The organism is Steroidobacter agaridevorans, assembly GCF_009932555.1.
Taxonomy (GTDB): domain Bacteria; phylum Pseudomonadota; class Gammaproteobacteria; order Steroidobacterales; family Steroidobacteraceae; genus Steroidobacter; species Steroidobacter agaridevorans.
In genome coordinates this window covers 52,539-78,167 of sequence record NZ_BLJO01000003.1, presented here as the reverse complement: position 1 = coordinate 78,167, position 25,629 = coordinate 52,539, and the positions used below count along the sequence as shown (strand labels likewise).

The following is a 25,629-nucleotide window of genomic DNA, read 5'->3' as shown; positions in this document are numbered from 1 at the left end:
TATGGCCCGGCGCACCACTAACGAACGGGTGTGTTCTCGGGCTCGCGTGCCGGTGGTGATCGTCGTCGCACCGGCGACGACGATCGCTCCATGGCCGGCTCCTTGATCGGCACCGCCGACAGAGGTTCGCCCCGTGCGACCGAGTCCGCGAGGGCCGCGCGAACCGAGGCGACGAAGCGCTCGCGATCCTCGGGATTGCGAAGCGTTTTCGCCGCGAGCTCCGCTGCATGCAGCTGCAGGTAGGTTCCCAACAGCTCCGGATGTTGTTTGACGGCGTGCTGCCGATCGACGCTCGCATCACGCAGGACGCGGGCGGCCTGTGACCGCTCACGAAAGAACTCTCGCTTCTCGACGATCCAACCATTGCGGTGCGTGTTGACTGTCGAGGAGCCTATCATCCTACCCTCTGCGTCGTGTTCGGGACGACGGATCTTCACGGCCTCCCGGCGCAACGCTCGCACCCCGATCTCATCGCCAATGCGCGGTCGACTGAGCGATTCGTTGAGCGCGCGTTGCAGGTCCACGCCCCAGATCTCACGTTCGCCCGTCGGCGTCTCGATTCGAACAAAGTAAGACGGGTCATTCCTGGGGTCATGACGATAGGGCGCCTGGCCGTGATCAATTAAACGACCGACCTGCAAGGTTCGCCCTCGTTCCCTTGGATCCTCGTGAGCCGGTGATGGGATCTCTCCCTGGCGGTGCTTGGCGGCAACTTTGTTGTTGTCGCCGGGGGCGGGCTGTGGATGGCGTTCGCCGGGAGCAGCTGCTGCGCTCGGGCTCTGTGCGCGCGCCAGCATGCGCACCAGGCGCCCCTGTTCGAACTCGGTTGGCGAGTAGCCACGGACATCTAATCCGGCCGACCGGGCAGCGAACCAGGCTTCCTTCTTGAAGCGATCCGTGCCCGACACGGTGATCTCCGACCAGCCTCGCGCCTGAGCAATCATCACCAGGCTCTTAATCACTTCCGTGTTCTCACTCGGCGAGGTCAATCGCTTGCCGTGATCGGTGAATGCCCGCGTGCCGTCCGGGAAGTGATATTTGTTACCCACCTGGACGAAGCGTTCCCGGATCGTTTCCGGCACGACCGGGCGAGCCTTTGCAAGTTCGCCCTTAACGGGCCGGTCAGGGGGTCGATCGTCGTCACGGGACGAGGCGCTCCGAGCTCTCGTGCTCAGCCGAATCTCGTTAACCGGCGATCGTTGCAGCTGCGCAGGTGCGTCGACGCGAGCGCCGCGCCGGGATGGCGCTCGTTCATCCTCGATGTCTTGGCGGTGCTTCGATCGCTTGCGCTCAAATCGGCGCGCGCCATTCATCACCTCGCCGCGCCCCTCATTCGGTGCTCTGGCCATTACGCACTCCTAACGCTCACGAATCGTGGTGAGAAAGCTATTCACGGCACGATGCAGTTCCTCACTTGTCAAACGCTCGCCTTCGGGCTTCTGCGGCAGCTCGACGCGGCTCCAATCCACATCGAAGTCGTCCAAGGTCAACTCATCAATCCGCTCTAGATCCTCCACACGGGCCTCGCGCCGACGTGAGGCTCGTCTGCGAACCGGCTTTGCCGCAGGCGCCGACGTTTCAATCACCCCTTCTTCCTGCGTCAGGGGAGCATCGTTCTCTGACGCCGCGACCACGGGCGCGGGATGCGGGCTCGCCCTCGCGGGCGGCGGATGCAGCCGCACACGCAGCCGCGGATCCTCGAAGTACCGATTCTTTCTTGCGAGGATGGGGCGCAGGCCCTCGTAGATCACAATCTCGTGATCGCGGCCGAGTTCCTTGATCTCCTGCGGCAGCATGAGCGGACGGCGCTGTTCGCTGATGTTGACGGTGCGCCCGCGCCGGCCCTGTCTCTCGAAGAGATCGCCGAGCGGCCTTGAGTAGCTCTTGACGCGCACCGTGGTATTGCCCAGCTCCTGGCTCAGCTCATTCGCTTCAGCGAAATCTTTCGGGGCGTACGCAATGCGCACCGCGAGACTTTTCATCATTGTCTCGGCGGTCTGCGCGCCGTACACGTCGCGAAGCTGCGAGAGCGCTTGCACGACGAGCAGAATGCGGACGTTGAAGCCTGGAAGATAGGCAATGGACTCCGCCAGAATGGGAATGCGGCCGATGGCCGGTGCCTCATCCAGAATCATCGCAACTTGATAACGCAGCGATGAATCGTGTTCCGGCAACGTCTTGGTTTGCAGTCCGATGGCCTGCTCAATGAACAGGTTGAGCAGCGGCTTCAATCGGTGCAAGTCTGCGGGCCGAATGCCGATGTAAATCGACATTGGCCGGCGGCGCAACTCACGCAGATCGAAGTCGTTGCGCGAGGTGGCGCGATCCAACAGCGGATTGGCGAGCAAGTCCAGCCGGGACGTGAAGGTCTTGCGAATCGAGGACGCGGTGACGGGCGCAAGATCAATCACGTCAGAAAGTGCCCGCACGCAGGGTTGGGAGAGCGCGAAGCGTCCCGACTGGCGCCCCTCGATGATGCGTTTCCAGTGATGACTGAAGCCTTCGCTGTCGGAGGCCATGCCTTGTCGCAGGACTTCTCCCAACGTGGGCGGCAGCGAAGGCGTCTCCAGCACAAACAGGGTGATGCCCAAGAACAGCGATCGAGCACCTGCGGACCAGAACGGATCGGTGCCGGGAATCTCGGGGTACAGAATCGCGGCGATGTGTTGAACGTCATTGATCCGCAAGTTCGGATCGGCTGAGACATAGCTCAGGCAGTTCCAGCACGCGGTGTCACCGGCTTCATTCAGCGGATCGAACAGAAACACATCCTGTCCGCACCGCTGCCGGTAGCCCGCTGAGATCGTCCAGTTCTCGATCTTCAGGTCTAGACACACGACTGAGCCTGGCCAGGTCAGTAAATTTGGAATGACGATCGCCGTGCCTTTGTCCGAACGCGGCGGCGCCGATAGCAGCACACCTTGCTGGCCACCGAGCACGAGGTCGCGTCGGCCGACGCGGCCGAGATAGAAGCCGCTCGTCGAAAATAGTCCCGCACGCGCCATCTCGCGGCGCGTAGCAAAGGTTGCGTTCCCATGCAGGGCGCGCTTCCTTGGCAGCAGCGCCGGTAACGCGGCGACGACGATGACAAGAACGCCAATCGCCGATGCAACCTTGAGGCGAAGCGCGATGTCCGCTCGATCGCTAAAGTAGTACGCGTAGCGAGCGATCGTGAGCGGCGTCGCCGCCCGCGGGTCCGCCCCAACCGACCAAAGGAAGGCATAGCCTGCCAGATACTGCGACAGCACGAGCGCGCCGCCACCGAGGACGGTGGCTCTCGCGAGGCGCCTGGTCGCGCGGACGTTAGTGCGCGGCGGCCAGGTGGCTGCGTTTACGAGCGGGATCATAAAAGATCTCCCTCACATAGCGCTCGTGCCGATCCACCCCGAACTGCACGACCACATCGACCAGCATATACAGCAGATTCTTGATGTCCTCGCGGGCGAGGTCTCGCCCGCCGGGACTCTCCTTGACCAGCAGCATCAACTGCTCGAACGCGAGTTGGGCGCTCGACGCGTGCACGCTCGTGATGCTACCGGGGTGCCCGGAGTTCACGTTGCGCAAGTAGTAGTACGCTTCATCGCTACGAAGCTCCGCGAGCAGGATGCGATCGGGTCGCATGCGCAGGCAGCTTTCGAGCAGTTGCTTCGGTAAGACCCGCGCAAGCCCCTGCCCGTCCTTCGAGTAATACAGGCGCACGCTGTTCGGGTGCCGATCGAGCACCAGCTCCTGTGCGTCTTCAATGGTGACGAGGCGCTCCTCGGGCGGGATTTCGAGGATGAGACCTTTGGTAAACGTCGTCTTGCCGCTGCCGGTGGGACCACTCACGATGATGTTCTTTCGTGCGCGAACGGCGATGCGCAGAAACTCCTCGAACTCGCCTGCCTTATGGAGCTGCAGCAGTGTCTGCTCGGTCTCATCCAGTGCGATTGAGGCTGGGACACACCGGTTGAATAGACCACGCTGCGCCAGTTCTTGAACGCTCCAGACGGCGTCGGAGGGGCGACGGATCGTGATCGCCACGGTGCCCGGCGTGGTCGCGGGCGGCAGCACGATCTGGATGCGCTCGCCGGTCGGCAGCGATGCGGAGAGCAGCGGTGACTCTTCATCGATCCGCTGCGCGGTGGAGTTCGCAACCAACTTGGCGAGGCGCCGACACCAGTCGAGATCGGCGAACGGCAGCGCGTCCCGCTGCCAGCCTGCGTTCGTTTCGATGAACACCTCGCCGGGACGATTGATACACAGCTCCGTCACCTCTGGCCGCGCCAGCAAGGGTCGCAAGGCTCGCAGAGTAAGCTCGAGTGCGGAGGACTCTGGATGAGCAGTCGTGCGTCCGCTTGTGCACGGGACCGGCGCGGAGGCTAGGCGTTGAAGCATTGGCTCAGCGACGCACTGCGGCGGGACGTAACTCATAGACGCTCCTAAAGTCCAGATCACGCGCCACGACCACCGCGACCCGATCGCCGTGCGACTTGGTCACCGTCGGCGGAATATTGATCGTGCTACGAAGCACCTCAGTCATAACATCTCGTGACGTGGAGGGATTCACGATCACCGCGCCAGGGCCACTGCTGGATCGCTGGACCGCAGCTTGCACGGCGCCGTCGATGACAGAGACCAAAATGGCCGCACCGAAGCGTTCCCAGAAGTGACGATTGACGTCGCCCGGCAATCCCGCACGCCCGAGTCCATCCGTCCCTGGCGAGGCCAGCGGCACGACAACACCGTCCGGTGTCCTCGCTTCCGTCCACAGGACGTAGACGCGCGCTGAGCCGTGGCGAACGTCGCCGCGAGTCTCACCCACGAGCTTCGTGCCACGCTCGAGTAGCACGACGTTGCCGTCGGCGCCAAACGTGTCGGTGGCCGTGATACAGGTCGTCATGCCAGGCAGTGATGAATCGATGGCGGTCTCAAGCGTGCAATCGAGAAATGTGCCCTTCGGCAGCAGCAAACGCTGTGTGGGCAGCACCGTCGCTTGTACGGCCGGCGTGCGTGTCGGTATCAACAGTCTGTCGAGGTCGTGGCTACTCGATGTCGCCATCGGAGAGCTGGCGTGCGACTGATCGAAGTCCTCGGTGTCGGCGAGTTCTGCTGTGTCACGAATCCTCTGCTCGCCTGCTGCAGGCGTATTTCCCGATGTGCTCACAAATACAGGCCCTGCAAGCCGACGATCGATGGTCGTAGGCGCAGACGGCATCGTTGAGAGTGGAGCATCGTTCGCGATGTAACTCGACAGCGCAGGATTGCCGAGCGCCTTGTATTGGAAGTCATCGAGCGCAAGGGGCGACGTGGCCGGTAGTTCTGGTGGCGGCCCGAGTAGCCTTTCGACCATCGGCGGATCGACGCGCCCCAGTGGCGGCAGGGTCATCTCGCCTTGAAGCTCCGCCTTCGTTTTCGATGCCTGCGTCGTGGTAGCGGCCGAGCGGTTAGCGAAGGTCTGCGTGTAGTACCAAGCTAGGATGCCCAACGCGATGAGGCCCATGAGTAAGCCTGCAAGGAAGTTGCTTAAACGGCTTTGCAGAGAATGTGCGCCGTGGATCGAAGCAACCCCGCGCTCGCCGGCCACAGTATGTGGAGCTGTCTCCTTGTCCACATCGGTACCCCCGGACGTGCGATTGGTATCGATGACATTCGACGCGGGTGCCTCAACTCGATCCGGCGTGGGCGCCGAACCGTCAGAAGGTTTCGAGCGAAAGCGAGCGAAGGGGTTCATGGGCGGCTTCCTCTGCGCGCACGCTGAACCGTCGGCGCGACCGTACCCGACTCGAGGCGCTCGCCCGCACCGCTGAAACCGTTATTCACAATGCATCCGGTCAACGCGCCTCGCCGGACCGTGAACGCGCGCGCGACGCGGTGAATCACGATATCGCCCGCATCAATACTAAAGTTGAGCAGCGACTCAGTGTCGTCCGCGCCGCGCACGAAGATGGCCGGCAGTTCCGTATGACTGCTGAATGTGAGGCGGGTGTGAACGCCATCGTCGGAGGCTGCGATGGGCTTGATCGCCGGGTCACCGCAAAACCAATAGTCGACGTTGCGTGGTCGAGCCTCGCGCGCAGCGGTGAGGTTGGCCTCTACCTGCTCGGCCTGGGTGGGACCATTCGCTTCAGTGGGCGGCGGATACGTAAATCGCACCGCGTAGATCGCTTCATCGGCGAGCTTTGCGGATGGGCGATCTACCACGGTGTAATCGAAGCGATAGGCACGCCGGCTCGTGTACACCACAAAGTTGGTCCCGACATGGGCGGCGCGCGGCTTCAAAATGACGTGGTGCGCGTGCGCACCGAACGTGATGGCATCCAGATCGCCGCCCGCCTGACCGACAAATTCCTCGCCGGGTTCGAAGATCAGCTCGATGCCATAACCGACGATGCCTTGAAGGCGATAGACCTCGTCGTCCCGATACGCCGCCGTGCGGATCCGTGGATCCGTCAGCCCTCGCGTAGGAACCGTTTCCGCATCGCTCGTTCCGACCGCAGTCAGGATCTGCAGTATGAGCATTGCACGAGTCAGTGTGCGACTCGAATAGCTCACGGCGTGGCTCCTCGCGACGCGCGTGTCGTTGTCGACAGCGTCGTCGGGGCAGACGCAGACTCCGTGATCACCTCCGGTTCGGGACGGAAATCGATGATGCGAAATCCGAGCGGATTCCATCGGCGGACCTTGGCGTCCTTGGACGGCTCGCCATACGCATACTGAATCGTCGCGATCCAATGGCTGCGCTGTTCTTCGGCACCATCGGCAGAGCGAGTCGCTCGGATGTAGCGCACCTGGGCAAGGTCGGCCGTAGCACTCGCACGGGTGAAGAAACTGATCGAGGTGACCTGCGCTCGCACGGTTGTCCCGTCTTTGTAGATGTTGAGCGGTGAGGTTGGGTTGCTTCGGTTCCACTGCGCGTACCATGCTTGGTTACGCTGAGGCGTATGAAATGCCCCGCATTCCTCGTAATCACTCTCGGCGGTGGCATGCGTGAAACGCTCGCAAACGCTGACATAGTGATCCAGAAAATAGCGCGTCACAGTCTCGGGCATGTCCGCCTGGCCCACGAACACGGGCACCACATCGACCAAGCCCGAAGTGTTGTCGACTCGGATCACGAACGGTTCGACCCGTTTCAGCGGCGTCAGTAACATCAGTGCGACAGCGACCACGATGGCGCAAACCCAACCGGCTCCCGCCACCGACCAAGCAATCCGCAATGTACGCTGTGCTTGAGCGGCGCGATCCGCATCCCATGAGGCGGCCTCGGCAAAGTAGGCCTCCAATGCAGCATCCTTACTCACGGCTTCGACTCGCCAAGTCTTCGGTACCAGCGTCGACAGACTCGCCGCTCCTCTGGGTGTGAGACGCAGGAGCGTTGATGGGTTCTAAGTGACCGTCACAACGCACCACGCCGTTGCGGGTCGCGCACGCCGGCAGCATGAAAGCTATCCACGCAACGATGAACACTCTGAGCGTCATATCCATATGCGTCACCGAGTCCGAATAGTGTTTTCGCGCCAACCCCGCGCAACGCGACCAACGCCGGCACCCAGTGCGCGGCGAGCGTAGTATCCTGACTTGCGACTCATCGAGTCCCAGCGCGTCGTTTCTCGGTCCGTCATGCCACGCAGAAACTGGCCGCCGCCGCGCGTTGCTCTGCCCAGCCCCCAGGCGAGCGCTGCACTCACAACACCGAAGGATGAGAGAGCAAGGCCGCTGGCGAGTCCGGCAGCCATGGGCATCACTTGCCGCATGACTAGGAAGGTCAGCCCCGCTGCCAGACACAACCGGACAGCGTCCACTATTAGAATTCCGCCTCCCGCGCTGGCCGCCTCCTCCGCGGCATCCGCCAGAACACTCAGCATCAGCCCTGCAACCAGCACCGTGAGAATGCAAATAAATCCATAGTTCGCCATCTGCGCAATCCAGGACTCGAAGAAGCGCTTGGTGCTCTCGAAGAACAGGAAGGCAATGAACAGCGGACCGAGCACGAGAAGAACGGACAATGCAATCTTAGAAAGTGTGAGCAAGAAGATCGTGTAGATCGCCGTGATCCCAACGATCAACAGCACCGCGAACCCGGCGAGGTAAAAAGAGAAGTTGCCCTCAAGAATGCCGCCCTGCCGGATCAGCGAATAGGCTGCGTCACCACCGAGAAGCATGATTTGATCTATGGTCGAAACAGCATCGTGGCCGCCGACGACCACCGCCGCGAGTTGCGTCGGGGCATTGAAGAAGGTGTCCACAATCACTTCGTTATAGAGCCACAAAGACAAGCTCACACCGAGAATCACACCAAGAACAAGGAGGCGTTTCACGCCAGCGATGAATGGCTCGTCGATTTTCCCGGCGAGATGCAGGTATCCCCATATCGCAACGTAGAGGATTGCTAACGTTACGATGGCGGGCTCAAGCACTGCCGCGATTCTGAGCGTGTTGTCACCAATGTACGTGGTGAGAACCCGGGTCAGCCATGCATAGAACTCAGTGAAAAAGCCCATGGATACACCCTCCGCCTATCTTGGCTCGCGCGGCGCATCTCCTGCCTGGAAGCCAGCATCGTCTTCTGAGCGCCCTCGCTCCTTTGGCGGGCCAAGCGGCTTCATATCTCGAAGGGATCCCAGCCCTTCGATCGCTGCCGCTTGCTTCGCGTTGATGCAATCAGGTGTCTTGCCTAGCGCACCTGGATCGTTAGCGCATTCGGCGACCTTCGCCTGCCGCGCCTCTTTGTTCGCGCGATAGAACTCCACCGTCTGATGCGTCGGCGGCTCCGGGGGTGAACTACACGCGGCAGCCACAAGCGATGCGCCAACCCCCAAATACCAACGCGTAACGGAGGCGCAACGAGTCAAACGCGAGATCGACAGTTGTTTGATGGTCATATCAAAGCCCCAATGGTGGAAGATCACGCAGAGATCCAATCGAGTTAATGGCCTGCTCGCGAACGCGCTGTTTGCGCGCCCACTCCTCGGCCTGCGCCGTTTGATACAAGAGGCCCAGCTTTGTCCCTTCGTTTTGCAGCATGCTCTGCTCGGCTTGAATGCGTGCCTGCAGATCCAGAATTGCCTTCTGGTCCTCAGCCCGCGAGATCGCATTGATGAGCTGCTGAATCGACTGAAAGCGGCGACTCGTTGTCGACAGTGCCTCTCGGGTCAATGCCTGCAACAAAGCTGCCGATCGCCGCGCCGCTTCCAGTTGGGAACGCTCACCGGCGGATAGACTTTGGACCTGTTCGGGATTCAGGATGGCGTTCGTGTTGATGAGACGCTGCAACTCCGCGGCCAGCGTCCCGTAACCGGCGCTCGATTGATCCAGCACTGCCGATAGCTGCTGCCAATCCTCGGGCAGGTAGTTACGTGCTGTGCCTGCAAGCAGTTGTTCCATTCCACGCCCGCCTCGCATGGAATCCAGCGTCTCACGCGCCTGCTGAAGCTGGTCGCGCGTGGTCTCGAGCTGCTGGCGCATGGTATTTACCTGCTGAATCAGTTGAGCAATTGCGCCCACATCCACCACGGCCCACTGCGCATGCGCCGCTGGCGTGAGTCCCAATCCACCCACGATAGAAGCGAGCACGTACCAAAATTTCCTTAGTGACATGGCGCATTCCTCTTTGGCGTATGATCAGCAAGCCGTCGTCAGCGTCGTTCGAATCCTTTCATGAAATGTGGAAGCCATTGGTTTGGCGCGGGGCCCACGGTGCGCATGAGCCGATGCAGCTCCTCCACCGAACTGCGACGACCCGAGATCACCGCCAGCTCCGCGTCGAACCCTTTTAAGTCCAGTGCGCACACGACACTGTCGTGTCCCTGTTTCACCAGAAACATTCGTGACCCGGGTTCCAATTGCTCTTTGAGCAACCTGAACTCGCGTTCGGTCAGGCCAAAGCCGTCGATGTAGTCCTGCGCGTCAGCCTCGGGATTGGGGAAGAACACCTTCGTTGCCGTCTGCTCTACGATGGTCCGAGCGATCGAGCTCGACAGCACACCGCTTGCGGTCTGCGTGGCGGCGCAGAGTACGCCGTTCAACTTCCGCCAAGTCTTCGGTGCGTTGTCCGCGAAGTGTTCGAAATCCGGGTCCGCGAGCGCATTCGAGAACTCATCGACCCAGCACACCAGCCGACGACCATCAAGCAACTGCTCGACCAGATGAAATAGGTACCGATTGACGGGGCCGCGGATCAGTTCATTGGTGAGAAAGTGCGTGACATCAAAGCCCACCGTCGCGTGACCAGTCATCATGGGGACGACCGAGTCCGCCGCGTTGTCGAACACCCAAGCATGGTCGCCGCCGGCGCTGTGGCACCAGCGTGCGAGGCGCGCGTGAATGCCTTCAGGGCGCGTCGGATCCGTGAACTCCAGTAGCCGAGACAGCCGCCTCGCGGATCGGTCCAGCGCGAGCGTTCCCCTTAGCGCCTGGTCCAGGTCGGTCTGTTCGCGCGGCGTCAGCGCCGCCGACCCGCGCGCGAGCATGCGCAGCCAAGCGGCTAGGAACTCGACATTGGTCGGCGTGGGCTCGAGCTGCAGCGGATTGAATCCGGTCGGTGCGCGAGGCTGTAACGGGAGATAGACGCCGCCCAGGGCACGCACCAGAATCTCCAATCCCTGATCCTTATCGAAGATGACTTGCGTCGCGCCTTGTCCTGACAGCATCGAGATCAGGAATCCGATCAACACCGTCTTGCCCGAGCCGGTCGGGCCGCAGATAAACGTGTGTCCGGTGTCTTTACGACTACCGCCGTCCGGATCGTGAGGATCGGAGGCATGCAGACTGAAATAGTATGGAGAGCGCGCGCTGGTGATAAGCAACGCCAGCGCGTCTCCCCAGTGATTCCCTATGGCACGACCGGTCGGAAAGTTATGCCACGGCACCATCGCGGCAAAGTTGCGAGAGGTGATGGTTGCCTTTCGTGGCCGAAGGGAAAAGCAGCCTGGCAACTGGGCCCAGAACGCGGCCTCCAGTGCCAAATCTTCGCGGGCCACGGTCATGCCGCAGTCTGCAAGCATGGTGCGGGCGAGTGCGACGTCATCGTTAAGGCGTTTGAGCAGCGTGCCTTGCGCCGCTGATCGCGCGTCGCTCGGTGGCGTTAACACCTGCAGCGTCAGGTGATGATCACCCATGACGAACTCGTTCGCGGTGAGAGCATCGAGAGCGTCCTTCAGTTCCTCTGCCTGGCTAACGGCGAAGTCTCCTGCATTCGCCATCCGGTTGTACTGACGTTGCAGCAGTCCTTGGGCCGTTCCCTTCGTCAGGAAGGAGAACGACTGGGTCAGCACGAACTCGAACGGCGCCGACAACAAGGCGTTGTACATGCCGACGCTAGTTGGCGTGGGGTATTCCTTGATACCGAGGACCGCGCCCAATCGGGTTTCGGTCGGCAGCCGATACTCAATCACTTCGGAGCCGAACAGCGGCCTGGTCGTCGCGAGCACCTCGTTCAGGGGTGCCCGCGGGACAGGCATCGCCTGCCATTCACCATTGATGAGGATCCCGAAGAACTCGAGCAGCGATGAGTAGCAGCGCAGGCCCCTCTCATAGATCCCCAATCGCTCTGGTTCATAGCGGGCGAGAGAGGCCACGACCGCCTGACCAAGCTTCTCGCAGACCTCGATCGCATCCCGCAGCACCGCGTGCTCACTGTCTTTTGCCGCTCGTGACAGCAGTCTTGAGGCGGCCGTAGTGGTGGGACCGGACACCGGTCGATAGATCAGCGCGAGATACAAGTCGTTGACCATGAGTGTCTCAGTGGCGAGCCGCTCGCAGTATTTCTGTGCCAGCTCGGCGGCGAACCCCGTGGCGTTCACCGACTTCGCGGCAGCCCTTTCTCGGCGTCGGAGCACGTGCGTCCACAACGCCACGTTGGGACTGGCGATGTTTCGCCACGTGACGTTGAGTCGTTCATGCCAGTTGTTCAGCGTTTCATCGTCCGCGCTCTCAAAACTGGCGCCGCCCAGACGAAACACCTGGACGAAATCCCCTGCCTGCGTTTTGATGATTCCCTCGGCGACGTGTACCACATAGGGAATCTGGCGCGCGACGCTCAGCTCGCGGCGGCTCGCTGCCAGTCGATTCACCGCCCTCATGCGTTTTTCCTCGACGAGCTGATTTCAACGCGCACCGTGACCGGATTTCGGCGCCGACCGTTTCGAGTGGGTAAGTCCAGTGCGAGGGGGCTGTAGCTTGCGGCCTGCCAAAGACGCAACGTGCCAAGATACGCCGGCAATCGAGTGCGCCCCCACAGGAGCATTAAATGGAAGTGGCGAGCCTCTCGCGCACATAGCAATGCGCAGACTCCATGGATCGGAATCGCGATCAGCAGCGTGAGCAGGTTCTTGCTCAGTACAAAGGTCTCCATCGTGACGACGAGATTCAGCAACAGCGCTTCGTACGCCACGCCCCATCGCATCGGTGGGCGCGTGACACCGACGAATAGCGGATCGGCGGTCAGCCCTGAGTTTCGTTCGCTCATCTGGGTGCCCCTACACAGCGAACATCCCGCGAATCCACGCGACGATCTGCGGAGAACCAAAGATCGCCGCGATGCCGACAATGCAACCGATCACCCATCCCCAGCTGATCCGTCCCACCGCCGCGGCAATGGCAGCGCCGATCACGACCAGGATTGCAATCGGTGTCGCGATGGCGAGCGCGAATGTCACCAGCGAATTCGCGCCGGTGTCGAAAGGTGATTGCTGAGCGGCGGCGAACTGGGGAAGTAGCAGCATGGTGAGCGCAACTGCGCCACTGACTCGGACGGTATCGACGTGCTTCACGTTCGCGTCCCATGGATTTCTGAGGGGACTCCATGGAAACATCACGGCGGAGGAACGTGTTAGTGGAGTTCCGCGGAAAATCCGGCCGATACTCCAGGCAAACATCGAGGTATTCAGCCGATTTATCGGCGAAACTCACCGCACCATTTTTCCATGCGCGACTCAACGTGAGGACTCGGACGATGCTCATACCGCCTTGCCCTCCAATAAAGGCAGCAGCGCACCGCCGATCATGAGCACCCCGTGGAGACGAGATTCCTCGAGGGCCGCTTCATCGTTGTCGCGCGCGGCCATGAGGAGATTGTTCCAGTACGCGGGAAAGTCATGCCAGCGCGGCAGAAGATGCGCGCGATATCGGGCAGCGATGCGCTCGACGTCTTGCGGTCCGTAATCGGCGATGATGCGGCTGACGGCGGGAGCCATGCCAAACAGCAGGCAGGCAACCCGCCGATCCATGCTCACGGTGTTCCAAGCGAGCATGAGCGTCTCGCGCATCAGCTCGGCGGCGAGCTTCCCCTTAAATACCATCTCGGGCGTCAACAGTGAGCGCTGAGATGACCGAGAGCTCTGTGCACCCCGCCACCATTGCGCCTCCCTGAAGTGTACGTCCATGAGAATAAATGGCATCTGGGCCGCGCGCTTTCGAGCGGCGGCATTCAACCCGCGCCAGAGGCCTCGGGACTGGTGCACGAACGCGGGAGACTGTTGGTCCCCGCGAGCGCTCTGCGTCAGCAACTCCAGGCACCGTTCATTCAACGCATGAACGCGCGCGAGTGCTTGCTGCCCCTTCCACGTGAACTCGCTGGGCGATGGAGATATGCGCCAGCTCTCTTCGGTTCCTGACATGGTTCTTTACCCACCGTGGGTGGATTTAAAACAGCTCCTGTTGAACGCCCTCACCGATCGAAACCACGCGCTTTTGCTCATCGCTGGTGGTCGGCAGTGGTGACACCGCTTCGGCGCGTTGGCATCGATAACACCGCCGACGTCGGGGCCCAAGCAGATCCGCGAGCATTACCGCCTCACAAGTCGCGCATCGCCCTAGAGCCAGGGCGGCGGCCTCATCTACGCTTTTCGAGAGCAGCACCAGATGATCGAGTTCGAGCGTAGACGCAGGAAAGCAAGCGGTGTGCGCCTCGAATACATCGCAGAGGCATTCGCCGATTTCTAAGCGACCGGTGCGACCATTCGGTTGGCTCGTCGCTCCGACACTCGCGAACAACCGCCACCACAGGGCCATCACCGCCGCTTCATCACGCGTGCGCTGTGTGGAGAGAAACGCAGCGAAGGACTTCGGGACCGGGCCGCGCCGACGCATTTCGGCGGTCACCTGCCAGCGACGCCTCATCGTGGCCAGCTGATGGCGGGACAATCCGGTGAGACGAAATATGGTACGGGTTCGCGCTTGATGGGCAACCAGGCGCTGGGCGAGTTGCCGCCGTCGTAGCTCCTGGTCGATCGATTCCCTTGCGAGGTTCGCTTCCATGACCATCTCCGGTCCTCTGCGCTCACGATGCACGCAGGGCTTGCCTCAGAAGTACCGAGAGTGTGCGGCCGACACAATGGCCTGATCAGGCTAGTTGACCCTGCATCAATGATTCGAATCGAACAAATCGAACTTTTGCCCAGATGACATGCCAACCATCGACAAAACAATCAACCTGAACAGAGTGCTGCTCCGATGGACGCGCCTTAATGCACGCCCGCTGCTCGCACGTCGCGCGCCGATTGCACCACATCGCCAAAGCAGATCTCTCGATGCTGGACGGCCCAGACCACGGCTTGGATTCTCGTCGAGACGCCCAACCGACGCTTCGCCGATTCGACGTGCTTGTGCACCGTACTCTCGCTGATGCCGAGTAGCTGACTGATGTCCCAATCGCTTTTTCCCTCTGCAACCAGTTCCAGACATTGGCGCTCGCGCATGCTGAGCAAAGGGCGCGACTGCAGCCCGCGTTCTCCCATGGGTCTTGGCGGTTGACGATGCGCCATCGAGGCGTACAGGTAGACCGCCATGACCTGCACGGCACGGTAGGAATGTTCGTCGATGGAATGAGAATCCGGAATCGCCGAGCAGGAGGCTCTGATCGCACCGGCGGTCCAGGGTAGGTGGATCGGGACGGTGTAGCCGTCGGCTATGCCGACGCTCGCCGCCTCCAGAAGAATGTGCCTCTGCGGCACCGTGAGTGCGGCGACAAACTCTGGAGTGTTCCACCGAAACGGCAAAAGGCGACGTTCGGCATGCTGAAGCACCGGATCGTACCGAAACAGATTCCGTTCCAAATAGACGTCCGCCCAGGCGGGCGGATAGTTATGAAGTATGACGGCGCCCGGTGGAGGATCATTGAAGTCGACGTGGGAACAGCAGGCAAAGTGACGAAAGCCCATCTGCTCCAATGCGCGCTGGAAGATATCCGTTAATGCTTGCGTGGGCGCGGAGCGTTCGCAGCGCTCGACGAAAAGCTGTGTCCAATCGAACGGGTCCATGTCATTCAGCCGCGGCTTGTTCCCCCGGCGCGGAACCAGTTGCGCTCGTTCATGCTCAACAATCCACCACCGGCCCCTACCTGTTACTCCGGGTTCGTATCGATTAAGACACAGTCGAAGCGCGGGCGTTCCTGTGGTAGATACGCATACGAGGGCGAAACAACGGCAATAACGGCTGCCGATAGCTGTCGACAGCACCCCGGTCAGGCAGGTTTTACGGGGCGGACGATGGGGGTTGTGAAGGGAAACCGGGCCAGGCTCGTCGAACGCTATCTTGAAAGGAGATGAAGCACGCCCTGATAGATCGAGATCAGTAGCAGACATCCCAACGCCACACATAGGGTGACCCAGAAGGGAACCGGAGGCGGCACACTCGAACCCAAATACACCAAGCCCGCCAGCACACTCAGCACGGCGATAGCAGATAACAGCAGTCGGACGAACGGCTCGAGGAAGGCCAGAATAATTAGAGTGCACCAACGGATCGCGCTCAATGTCAGCCAGAATGCCGCAAGGAGCAAGTTCACGATGACACCATCGTGTTCCGATGTCGAATCCTGGTGATTCTCAGTTCTCATCACGCCTCCCTGTGCATAGCGCCTTCTGGAGCGTAGGGGCACACACGGCAACATCATGCGTAACAACGACTGAAAGTCCATAGGGTGAACCCGACGGCCTGCGCTGAATGCTGGCGCCACAACGAGGGGACAGGAGCGCGCTCGGCCGCACCTGCGGGCGCGCCGTGACTACGACAGCGCGTTGACGCTTGAACGGAAAAGCACCCGCATCCTGGCCGCAGGAACTGCGTGTACCCCCTTTCTTCGCGAGCAGTCCACCAGCAGCCGCTGAGTGCTACTCGGTTCCTGCCTTCGTCCATGCAGTTTTTCAAACGCACGGCCGCCGGCTGGACGTGTATCAGATCTGTTTACGGACCGAGCCACGACGTTTCCGTTGCGATCTGCGCGCCTGCTCTTGTAGACGCTCAATAAGGTGCTCGACGGTGGCGGCGCCGAAGTCGCCCTTGACGTCATCGTGATAGCGCGCGCCCTCGCGCGTCAGATGCAAAGTTCCGACGCTTTGGCCCGAAGGAAACGCCAGCGTATCGGCCAGGGAGATTGCATCGAGGAGTTCAGCACCCGTAAGCCGATGGGTGGCCAAAGGCATCGTGAACTCATCGTCTCGGGCGAGTTGCTCCATCCATCTATCTGCCAACTCCTGTTTGGAAAAAAGCTCTAGCACGTAAGCAAAGGCATAAGGCCCCCATGAGTGGAATACGCTCCTCTGAATCATGGCGAGCGCGCCCCGCTCGTTCAAATGCACCCACGCGCTTAGATCTTTGGCGGCTTCGGTCAGCGGATGCTTCGGGCCGCGTGAGATCTCCAGCATGCCATTAGGGCCGCGCCGGGATACGTGCGGGGCGAGCACCACTCGCGAGATGTCCATCCCATCAAGCATGTGCAAAGGAGCAAATGGGCGGCCAAACTGAAAGTGGACGCCCGCGAGCGTGAGGCCGGCTCCGGCATGAGCGGTGAACTTGTCGGTCTCGCGGCGCTGCGTGCGGAGATAGGCCCATGCATGGGGAACGAGCTTGCGAGTCTTTTCTCCCCAACCGAAGTTGTTAAGCACATGAGCCTCTAGGGATGTCAGATCCGTAAGGACGCCTTCACCTTCGTAAGGCAGAAAGCGCCACGCGATATGACCTTTGTCGTATGCCTCCAGCAAATCTTCTTGTGTCTCAATCCCCGCATACAGCTGATGGGGACGAAGCGGAACCAAGTCCCGAGGCCGCTCGAATCGCACTGCCTGAGGGTTGACCGGAATGGCACTGATGGCCGCTCGCCAATCCTTCCCTGGCGCCCAAACCTCGCAAGCCTCCGGGAACGCTACCCTTGAGCTGTTGGTCTCCGGTGTTCCGTGATGCCAGTGCAGATTTTGGATGTGGCCGAATGCAAGACGCGCAAGCCCGCGGTGAGTGCGCGGCTCCTTGCCTGTGGCTGTTCGGGTCTCCAACAGCACATCGAGATCTCCGCACGTAAGCATGCCTCGCGCGTACGAGCCTACCACCCACATGCGCGTAATGAAAACCGTCTCGCTGGCCGCGGCTGGGTCCAGTTCGTTTGCTTCAATCGCCCAACGGAGATACCTGTCGCGATCGCGGATCTCGAAGCTTGCGCAGGCATCGAGTCGCTCACACATGCGAATCAGCAGTGCAGTGAATTTCTCCCGCGGCTGGCGATTCTCAGGCACAGAAGATGCCACGCTCATTTTCATTACCCGGTCAGGAATCCTGAGGACTTCCGTTCGGGTGAGGAACCTTCCCGGCGTCGACACGAGCCCAAAATCCCGCCGGTGGTTTCTTGATCCCGACCTGTCTACAGCGCTTCCCGATCGCAGAATCCGAGACACCAAATTGCTCGGCGATCTTTGTTGTTGGCATCGACCAAACTAGCCGCTCGAGTTCCTGATGCGACAATCGGTCCCACTCTTCACATCGCGGGTGCGCTTTTAACCGATCAAGCCTCTTTTGCTCTTGTATCGCTTGCTTCTCTTGCCATTGCAGCTTCCACTGCCGTGATCGTTCCGCCTCCGCTTCCTGCTTATCTCTGAAACTCTTCTCCACTGATGCATCGCACTCGGACGAGAAACTAACTATGACTGGACAGGACTGGCTGAACACCGCAGCGTGCTCTTCCGCTAAGTAGCGGATGAGAGTGTCAAGAGTCGTTATCGAGTAATCCCAATCGTGGCTGATAAATGGAAGTACTACGGTGCAGGTATCTGCCCACGGAACATAAAACTGCTCACCTTGCCACCGCCGATAGGCCATCTGTTCCAACACCTCGACACATCGGAAAGGCGGCCATCGATCACGAGGGAAGTCCCGCCGGTTACTCCTAAGCCGAGCGAAGAGCGAGGCAGCGATGAGTATGGCCGCTACATTCTCGGCATCGTCTTTAGACTCGTATATGTGCTGAAGGGTATCGAGCTCCCCTTTCCGCTGATTCTCGACATGAATCGGGCCGTGCGTTCCCGGCCACCGCAGAAAATGGTGTTGGACGTACTCTTGGCGCTCACGGATTCGGCGCCGCGGCCACCACGAAAGCTCCGGTTCTCTGCCGGTCGGATACGCCGGATCATGCACTGAAACCTGCACGAAAAGGTCCGCCGGATCTATCGCAAAGTCCTCCAGGCGTGATTTCCAATGCAAGAACACGCCGGACCAGTCCCAATCTTTCCGAAATTCTTCTAATTCCCGTCGTCGCGCTTCCTCAGCCCAATCCACGCGACTTTTGCTTGCTCGCCGTACCGCCATTTTGGACCTCAAAGCATTGGCACCCAAGGCAGTGCCTGAAGGAGGTATAAGCCGCTAAGAATCCGATTATGCGCCTGCACCCATGGAACCGCAGGGTTGACCTTGCAGAAACAGTTTCACGGGCGAGCAACGAAGTTGAAAGACAAGATCTAAGACTCCCTCACGGCTCGGCATTTACCCTGAGTCGCGAGCGGGATTGCTGGCAACTGCCCCTTGCCGGCCGTGGACCTCACCTTAGTGGCCGCGGCTGGCGTTCTGTCATGTCCCCCCTTGGCGATGTGCTTGCAACCCCTGATTGGATTGCTTAACAGATCGGCGGCGGTTTTGCCGACGAACAGCGGCATGTGCCAGCTCCAGCAAGCCTTTGAGATTTGACCTTCGAGCGTTTGGCCTGCGACTTTCTTTGAGCCGCCGATACAGTTGCTGTGCCTTGCCCGCCTCGCGTTCGCCGTGGCAAAACCAGAGCGCCTGGTCAGCATGCGCCCATTGGGTGCTCGCCGAATCCCACGATCCCGGATAAGAAACATCCTCCAACGGCAGCGGGCGACGTTGCGCCTGAAGAAGTCGGCGAGTCTTGAACCGCTTCGGGTCGATTTTCCCCTCGAAGAATTTGGGCGGCGGCAGGAATTTCTTAATCGATGGCGGCGGCGCGGGATGCCGCATCTGCGGATCGCTCGCATACCCCGAGTAGTCGGGTCCATGTCGTGTAATCACACGATGGAAATCACCCTTCAATGAAGGGGTCGGCGAACTGACACCGCGTGAGGTTGTTGACCAGGCGACTGCGGGTGAGATGGGTTTGATGATACTGAATCGACCCGTACTCCATCAGCACACGCAGCAAGAACCAATTCAATGGCGCTTGCCGGGTGGAGTAAATGGTGGGTGAGCGTCCCGTGACCGTAACGTGGAGGTCGGTTCTAAACGCGTCCCGAATCTTCTCAGAAAAGATCTTCGACAGAATGAAACTGTCTAGGCACGCCTTGATTTCGTGGCTGGCCATGTCATCGAATTGGGCTTGCAGCGCCGAGAGAGAGGCACTCAGCGCCTCATCGACCGCAGCGTTCTCATTGAAATTCTTCAGCAGCCGATGGACGGCACGGTAGAGCTTGCCGCTGGGCTGAGATTGCCGCCCAGATCCGAACGGGTTGGCCCGCGCAGTGAGATCTGCGAGGCCACGCGTACGCCAATACCACTGAATGATGCCCTCGTGGCGAGCAATTTGGCGATGCGTTAGATGTTGGATCGCCCTCGTGTATTGAGTACTCAAGCCTTTCGCGAGCGTGTTGCTCGGCAGGAAACTAAAGATGTTCTCATGGGTGAAGTCGCGAATCAGCAATTGTGCCAGTTCAATGATCGCGCTATCGCCGTTGCCAGAAACCAGTACCCGCTCCACGCCGCCTTTGCGCAACGGGGAGCGCCGGTAGGTCAGCGGATTGCCGGAGAGCCAATACGAGATGTCGTTCGTCACAGCATTGTCATCCAGTGCTTCTTCGCCGAATCCTGTCGCAAGGATGACGGCATCGAACCTCATCGGCGCTCGCGACGGCTTCAGGATGGGCAGCTCAACGCTGCGGTCTGCGGATTGTGGTGTGCCGACGGTGGTGTTCAAGTGCAGGGCGATGGGCAGCGTTGCGCGGTAATGATCGAATGTCCCAGTTCGAGCTGCCCGGCTGGGCGAAGCTACCGCGCGCGCATCTGCTCCACGAGAATCACTTCCGGGGCCTCGGGCTGCGCGGCGCGGCCGCCCTCAATGCGCTGAAGCTGTATCTGGCGCTGGTGACCTTCCGACCGAACCAGTCGCGGCATGTGCTGCTCTCCTACGATCGCATCGAGCACTACACCGGGATCCCCCGACCACGCATCCGGCACGCGATCGATGTGCTGCTCAACCACGATTGGATTTCGATCGGCACACACGGGGTCGCGTCGATCGCGGCCGAGGTCAACGAGCATCGCAAGCCCACCAATGTTTATATCTTGCGCGGCGATTTTTGGGGCCGCCCCCAGCAGACCTATCCGCGTGCCGCCGTCGCCGTCGAGCCGCCCTTCTATGCTTGCAGGCCGGCATGGCCCTGCGGGCGGCACGGACCTGCGGGCGGCAAGCTATGCTGGTCGCAGGCCCGTGCCGATCAGCAACGCGGTGTTGGAGCTTGCAAGCGACGACTGTCTTCGTGGTGCCGGCCGCAGGCCCCCCTAGACTGGCTTCGAGTTCGTCTCCCGCCGGACCTGCTCAAAGATTTCTTCGCGGTGAACCGCGACGTCCTCCGGTGCCTCGGTGCCGATTCGCACCTGGTTGCCTTTCACGCCGAGCACGACCACGGTGATGTCGGCGCCGATGTGAATGGCCTCGCCAACCCGTCGCGTCAAAATGAGCATCGTTTAACGTCCCTGAATCGATCCGTTACGCCGGACCGTGCGGGCGAGGACTGTAGACCGATGGCTTGCCATGCTGAGATAAATCGCTGGCCACATCGCTGGAAATTCATCGACTGAATCCGCTTCATTTGTGGTAGGCGCTTGATCTCCACTGAGGACGCAAGTGGGCTGGTTCGTGGCCCGACACGCAAGAACGCGGCGAGAGGAAGACGGCCTAGAATGCCCGCGATCCGAGGCAAGGCGCACCGCGCATCTATCATCGACCGAGGAGGAACGGACCAAGAGGCGCGGCCTGCCGAACGCAAGGAGCGCAGCCCCCTCGGCCCATCGGGTGAGAACAGTCAGACGCTTCAGAGGATAAGGTTCCTTGCTTGCCCGCAGCATCCAACGCCGCTGTACATTGCGATCCGCCATCAGGCTGGCAAGCTGCGAGGGCGGATAGCGAACAGGAGGGATAATCATAGACAGAGAGGATACTGAAGGATGACCCGTACGCTGACCCCACGCGATCTTCCCCACGATGACCGATATATTGGCTACTGCCTCAATGAGTCGGACGAACTCGTGCATATTGATAGCGTGCCCCGCGGCAAAGCGTGCGGTTGTCGGTGCGTCAGTTGCGCCGAACCGCTCATTGCTAGAAAGGGTGACATCCGCGTTCATCATTTTGCCCATGCACAGCAGAATCAATGCACCGGCGCGCTCGAGACGCTCCTGCATCTGCTCGCCAAGGAGATTCTGCGCACCGCTTCCGTCCTTGCCCTGCCTGATTACACCTGGCGCCGCGAGCAGTCCCTTGGAGATCGACTGATACATCTTGAACAGGCGATTGTTGCCGGCGGGCGTGCCCGGCTGTCGCAAGTCTTGATCGAGCCTCGTACGTTCGAGGGCATCATCCCCGACGTTGTATTTGCGACGCAGGCGCGCGACGGATCCGCCCGCACGATCTTGCTTGAAGTTACAGTGAGTCACCCCGTCGACGCCGAAAAGCTCAAGCGCCTACGGGCGCTGAATCTTCCTGCGCTCGAACTGACGTTGAAACCAGCGCACGCACGATTGACGCGCGCGGAGCTCGAAAAGCGCATCTTGCAAGGATCGGCCGGCAAACGATGGCTCTTTCATCCGCGTGAGTTGGATTGCGAACGACGATTTGACGAGCGCTATCGTCAAGCACGAGATCGCCTTGAACAAGAGCAAGCCGAGCGCGCTAAGGCAGAGAAGGATCGCGGTGAGCGCATGCGCCGGGCGTCGAGCTTCGACGGCACCCGCGAGAGTGCAAACCTGATTGCGGAGTTCTTTGCTCGCCATGGCCGCTTCCCGACGATGTCGGAGACCTCCGCCATGTTTCAAGAAGCACTCGCCAAGCGAAAACTGAAATAGCGGGTTGAGCGCCAGGAGTGCCCCCTCCGTAACCGCGCAAAGCGTGGTCAGGAAGTGCGAAAATGCCGCGATGAAATCTATTCTCTGGGTCCTCGCGCTGACTGCAGCTACACTCTTCGCACACTCAACAGCAGCGCTCTCCGAAGGGCGCTCCGTCCTCGCTGGACGCGTGGTCAAGGTCATCGATGGCGACACGATCGACGTTCGGCTCCAGTCTGGCCTGATTCGAGTGCGCTTCCACGGTGTGGATGCGCCAGAGAATGCCCAGAATCACGGGAAGGAGGCGACAGCGGCGCTCTCGCTTTTGGTGATGGACAAGGATGTGCAGATTGAACCTTTCGAGCAGGACCGATATGACCGCCTCGTCGGAATCGTCTTCATCGGCGAGCTGAACGTGAATTCGGCAGCCGTTCGCAACGGTCACGCTTGGGCGATGCGACGCTATATGCGCAAGGCCGATGCTGTACTGGTACCGCTTTAACAGTTCACCGAAAAGTTTCCTGCCGACCAGAACGGACTATTTACAGCCTGCCCCCTTCAATCTCGACAAGACCCAGAAGCAGATCAAGGCGGCGGTTGTCGGAGCTTAGCGCTGAAAGACTGCGGCGGCAGGAAGCTCGCCGCCGGTTGCACGGCGGCGAGCTGAGTGTGACGTCGCCGTCACCTCGCGCTAGTTCACGGGCCTCAGTTGGAAGTAGTCGGCGTTCCACTGCCAGTTGCTGGGACCGCTGCTCAACATGCGAATCGTGTGATCGCCGCTGGTGAGCTGCAGCGCCGGCGTCAGCCTCAACGGCACGAAGTGATCCCAGCTGCCGTTGTTGGGTACTGCGGTGGTGGAGATGTGCTGCCCATCGACCAGCAGCGTGGCCTGCGCGCCATTCATCGGAGTCGAGATCGTGATGTCGACGGCGTAGCTGCCGGCCACAGGCACATTGACGCGATAGTCCGCCCAGTCTCCCACCTGATTCCAGTTGATCGCGGTCACTCCATTGACGTTGTACACCTGGAAGCCACCGTAGGCGCCGCCGGTTTGCGTGAACGCCTCCATTTGCACCGTCTGAGCGCTCGGAGTACCGCCACCATTGCAGTTTGGCGTGCAAGGCGGATTAGTCGATCGACCCGGCGCCTGACTCATGTCCCATACCTGCAAGCCAGCCGCGGCGTATTCGGCGCGGTTGAGGAAAGTGGCTTCGATGGTATTGTTGGTGCGCAGGTACTGCAGCGGAACGGGGATCTCCAGCGTAGCAAAGAACGTATTGCGCCCCGGATCCTCGCCGCGCCAGTCGGGATTCACAGCGATCGAATGCCCATTGAGCTTCACCGCGACCCGGCCGTCTTGCCGGATGATGTCCTGGTAGATGAAGTTGCCTGTCAGGCGGATCTGAGCCTCGCCCACTGCGGGCACCGCCACGTTGTTCACTCGCGCGGTCAGGGGAGTGTACGAAGTGGTGACTCGATGGGGTGACGACGGAGTCAGCGGCTCGCTGTAGTATCGTCGCTCCTTGGACGTCGCATTGATGGCGACCGGATCCCGGTAGGTGATCGCCAGGATCATAGTTGCATCGGCGGCGACCGTGACCGTGCCGGGAACTGTTGTCAGCGACCGTTGATCCAGACGGGGCCGTCCATCGGTACCCAGCGATCGATCCAGGAACAGATGTCGCTGCTGCACCGAGGTGACTGGATTGCCTTGCGCCCCGAACAACGACAGCTGCAGCTGCGTGTCCTGGTGCTGCAGGCTGTTCAAGATCAGATACACCGTCCTGCCGTTGACGTACGCATCGACCTGGATATCTCTATCCGACGCGGCAGTGTCTATGCGCGTACCCGTGACGCCTTTCCACAACTCGTACCACTTGATATATGACGACCACTCCCATTGACACTGCGTGCGGTCGGCGTTGCAGGTGTCGAGCTTGCGATTCATCATTTTGTACGGGTACGGGCGATTCGCATCCCAATCGCCCCAGGTCGCCTTGATGGGAGTGAACGGCATCGAGCGCACCACCTGGTCGGGTCGCTCCAGGAATTGCATCAGCATGGACGAGAAGGGCTTGAGATCCTCCCATTCGCGGCGCGCCGCATCGATGGTGTAACCGCGCTCGATATATGCGCCGTTGACCGAACCGTATTCGGAAAGAACGACCGGCTTGGTCGTGCCGAACTTCTTGACGTTGTACCACTGCAGCAGATCGAGCGTGGCTTCCACCGCGCCGCCCGTGCGAGTGACACTGCCCCCGCCGACCGCCCAGTTCGGCCAGTCATACAAGTGGACCGAATAGAAATCCATGTTCTGGCCGGCGGTGTCGATGAAGCCCTTCCAGATCACATCCCACTGGAACCAGTTGTTATCGCCGAGCCCCCAGTAGCTCGAACTCGTCTGTTCGCGCGCGTACGCTCTGGCCTCGACATCCTCCGGCCGATAAAAGGCATCGGTGTAACCGTGCTGCTTGAAGCGCGTGCCGAGGTCTCGGTCGGGCAGGTCGTGCAATCCCCAAGTCATGCCGCCGATCAGCGGCGCCTTGCTGCCCAGTCTGGAACGCACCTCCTGTGCGACCAGGTTGTGATATTGGAAGATGTCTTCCCAACTCGACATCATGAACTGGCCGGTGTTGAGGAGCATGTCCGGCTCGTTGACAACCTCCCAGTACTTCGGCAGCGATGCGCCGGAGTCGGTCGCGTATTTGGCGAAGAACTGATCGAGATACTGACCCACCCATTCTGCCGACGTCTCGATGTCTCTGGTCAGCCACTTGCCGTTGCCGCCGGAGGCCGGCTCGGAGCCGGCCCAGCAGTGCGCGTAGTAGCACAACGTCGGATAAGTTGGATGGGGATTGGTTCCCATGATCATATTCTGGGCGCGATCGCGAAAGGACAGCAGGAACGGGTTCTGCGCGGAGTACTGCGATCGGACCCAGCCGCCGAAATCGGCCATCTGCTCGTGGTCGGGACGACCGGGCCTCGCCGGATCCTGCTCGGTCGCGGCGAAGATCCACGAAGCGGTGCCGTTGTCTCTTCCCATGTAGGCATCGAGCGTGCGAAAGAGGTAGGTCATCTTGTCCTCCTCGCCCTGCCAGTCCGGCTCCGTCAAGTTGGTGTGCACGATGATATGGCGATCGCGTCCGAAGTCCGATACGCCGTTGACACTGTGCTTCATGTTGAGATTCACATCCACCGCCACCGTGCTCGCATGCGCGCTTGCGACGAGCAGGGTGGTGGCGAGACTCGCTCTTCCTATAACTTTCATACTGGCTACTCCGACGTTGGTAGTGCCAGGCGGCATTACACCTGGCCGTGCATCGAGCCGTTGGATGCCGG

24 protein-coding genes and 1 pseudogene are annotated in these 25,629 nt (G+C 60.6%); 2 read left to right on the top strand and 23 right to left on the bottom strand.

What is annotated here, in order from left to right; genetic code table 11:
• Positions 1-17 precede the first annotated feature (17 nt).
• From GYH35_RS11300 to csrA, 22 genes and pseudogenes are all read right to left on the bottom strand, one after another.
• Positions 18-1,082 carry an LPD7 domain-containing protein gene (locus GYH35_RS11300; protein WP_161828457.1) on the bottom strand — a complete coding sequence of 355 codons (1,065 nt, stop codon included), beginning with the start codon at positions 1,080-1,082 and terminating at the stop codon, positions 18-20.
• 276 nt (positions 1,083-1,358) lie between these two features.
• Positions 1,359-3,347 carry a type IV secretory system conjugative DNA transfer family protein gene (locus tag GYH35_RS11295; protein ID WP_161828456.1) on the bottom strand — a complete coding sequence of 663 codons (1,989 nt, stop codon included), beginning with the start codon at positions 3,345-3,347 and terminating at the stop codon, positions 1,359-1,361.
• Complete coding sequence (gene virB11, locus GYH35_RS11290; protein WP_161828455.1) at positions 3,304-4,377, bottom strand: P-type DNA transfer ATPase VirB11; 1,074 nt, start codon at positions 4,375-4,377, stop codon at positions 3,304-3,306. The genes GYH35_RS11295 and virB11 overlap by 44 nt, the downstream gene beginning before the upstream one ends.
• A 4-nt stretch (positions 4,378-4,381) precedes the next feature.
• Positions 4,382-5,482 (bottom strand): type IV secretion system protein VirB10, encoded by a 1,101-nt coding sequence (virB10, locus tag GYH35_RS11285; protein WP_161828454.1) that lies wholly within the window; start codon positions 5,480-5,482, stop codon positions 4,382-4,384.
• Between the two features lie 227 nt (positions 5,483-5,709).
• Positions 5,710-6,534: a TrbG/VirB9 family P-type conjugative transfer protein gene (locus GYH35_RS11280; protein WP_161828453.1), complete on the bottom strand. Its 825-nt coding sequence runs from the start codon at positions 6,532-6,534 to the stop codon at positions 5,710-5,712.
• Complete coding sequence (locus tag GYH35_RS11275) at positions 6,531-7,283, bottom strand: virB8 family protein (protein ID WP_161828452.1); 753 nt, start codon at positions 7,281-7,283, stop codon at positions 6,531-6,533. Before GYH35_RS11275 ends, GYH35_RS11280 begins: the two co-directional genes overlap by 4 nt.
• Positions 7,284-7,472: 189 nt before the next feature.
• On the bottom strand, positions 7,473-8,483 hold the full coding sequence (locus tag GYH35_RS11270) for a type IV secretion system protein (protein ID WP_161828451.1): 1,011 nt from the start codon (positions 8,481-8,483) through the stop codon (positions 7,473-7,475).
• 15 nt (positions 8,484-8,498) lie between these two features.
• Entirely contained in the window at positions 8,499-8,864 is a 366-nt protein-coding gene (locus tag GYH35_RS11265) for an EexN family lipoprotein (RefSeq protein ID WP_161828450.1), read from the bottom strand.
• 1 nt (position 8,865) lies between these two features.
• Positions 8,866-9,579 carry a type IV secretion system protein gene (locus GYH35_RS11260; RefSeq protein WP_268894933.1) on the bottom strand — a complete coding sequence of 238 codons (714 nt, stop codon included), beginning with the start codon at positions 9,577-9,579 and terminating at the stop codon, positions 8,866-8,868.
• 38 nt (positions 9,580-9,617) lie between these two features.
• Positions 9,618-12,062 (bottom strand): VirB4 family type IV secretion/conjugal transfer ATPase, encoded by a 2,445-nt coding sequence (locus GYH35_RS11255; protein ID WP_161828448.1) that lies wholly within the window; start codon positions 12,060-12,062, stop codon positions 9,618-9,620.
• The gene (locus tag GYH35_RS11250; RefSeq protein WP_161828447.1) at positions 12,059-12,448 is read right to left on the bottom strand and encodes a type IV secretion system protein VirB3; all 390 of its coding nucleotides are present in this window, start codon (positions 12,446-12,448) and stop codon (positions 12,059-12,061) included. The genes GYH35_RS11255 and GYH35_RS11250 overlap by 4 nt, the downstream gene beginning before the upstream one ends.
• Positions 12,449-12,458: 10 nt before the next feature.
• On the bottom strand, positions 12,459-12,752 hold the full coding sequence (locus GYH35_RS11245; protein ID WP_161828446.1) for a TrbC/VirB2 family protein: 294 nt from the start codon (positions 12,750-12,752) through the stop codon (positions 12,459-12,461).
• A gap of 186 nt (positions 12,753-12,938) precedes the next feature.
• Positions 12,939-13,292 (bottom strand): hypothetical protein, encoded by a 354-nt coding sequence (locus GYH35_RS11240; protein ID WP_161828445.1) that lies wholly within the window; start codon positions 13,290-13,292, stop codon positions 12,939-12,941.
• A 331-nt stretch (positions 13,293-13,623) separates the two neighbouring features.
• The gene (locus GYH35_RS11235; RefSeq protein ID WP_161828444.1) at positions 13,624-14,238 is read right to left on the bottom strand and encodes a hypothetical protein; all 615 of its coding nucleotides are present in this window, start codon (positions 14,236-14,238) and stop codon (positions 13,624-13,626) included.
• A gap of 206 nt (positions 14,239-14,444) precedes the next feature.
• Complete coding sequence (locus tag GYH35_RS11230; RefSeq protein WP_161828443.1) at positions 14,445-15,239, bottom strand: LuxR family transcriptional regulator; 795 nt, start codon at positions 15,237-15,239, stop codon at positions 14,445-14,447.
• Positions 15,240-15,508: 269 nt separating this feature from the next.
• The gene (locus GYH35_RS11225; protein WP_161828442.1) at positions 15,509-15,817 is read right to left on the bottom strand and encodes a hypothetical protein; all 309 of its coding nucleotides are present in this window, start codon (positions 15,815-15,817) and stop codon (positions 15,509-15,511) included.
• Positions 15,818-16,154: 337 nt separating this feature from the next.
• Complete coding sequence (locus tag GYH35_RS11220; protein WP_129640718.1) at positions 16,155-17,510, bottom strand: hypothetical protein; 1,356 nt, start codon at positions 17,508-17,510, stop codon at positions 16,155-16,157.
• A gap of 7 nt (positions 17,511-17,517) precedes the next feature.
• Positions 17,518-18,522, bottom strand: a complete 1,005-nt coding sequence (locus GYH35_RS11215) for a hypothetical protein (RefSeq protein WP_129640720.1) — start codon at positions 18,520-18,522, stop codon at positions 17,518-17,520.
• Positions 18,523-18,810: 288 nt separating this feature from the next.
• Entirely contained in the window at positions 18,811-19,215 is a 405-nt protein-coding gene (locus tag GYH35_RS11210) for a hypothetical protein (protein WP_129640722.1), read from the bottom strand.
• Positions 19,216-19,276: 61 nt separating this feature from the next.
• Complete coding sequence (locus GYH35_RS11205) at positions 19,277-20,164, bottom strand: hypothetical protein (RefSeq protein WP_161828441.1); 888 nt, start codon at positions 20,162-20,164, stop codon at positions 19,277-19,279.
• A 71-nt stretch (positions 20,165-20,235) separates the two neighbouring features.
• The gene (locus GYH35_RS11200; protein ID WP_161810940.1) at positions 20,236-20,508 is read right to left on the bottom strand and encodes a hypothetical protein; all 273 of its coding nucleotides are present in this window, start codon (positions 20,506-20,508) and stop codon (positions 20,236-20,238) included.
• Positions 20,509-20,763: 255 nt separating this feature from the next.
• A pseudogene (gene csrA / locus GYH35_RS11195) lies at positions 20,764-20,931 on the bottom strand (carbon storage regulator CsrA); the annotation flags it as partial.
• Positions 20,932-21,414: 483 nt separating this feature from the next.
• Between csrA and GYH35_RS11190 the strand changes: the two are divergent.
• Positions 21,415-22,311, top strand: a complete 897-nt coding sequence (locus tag GYH35_RS11190; RefSeq protein ID WP_129640730.1) for a competence protein CoiA family protein — start codon at positions 21,415-21,417, stop codon at positions 22,309-22,311.
• Between the two features lie 70 nt (positions 22,312-22,381).
• Positions 22,382-22,792 (top strand): thermonuclease family protein, encoded by a 411-nt coding sequence (locus GYH35_RS11185; protein ID WP_129640731.1) that lies wholly within the window; start codon positions 22,382-22,384, stop codon positions 22,790-22,792.
• A gap of 189 nt (positions 22,793-22,981) precedes the next feature.
• On the opposite strand, the gene GYH35_RS11180 is transcribed toward GYH35_RS11185, so the two are convergent.
• On the bottom strand, positions 22,982-25,558 hold the full coding sequence (locus GYH35_RS11180; protein WP_161810939.1) for a carbohydrate-binding protein: 2,577 nt from the start codon (positions 25,556-25,558) through the stop codon (positions 22,982-22,984).
• Between the last annotated feature and the right edge of the window lie 71 nt (positions 25,559-25,629).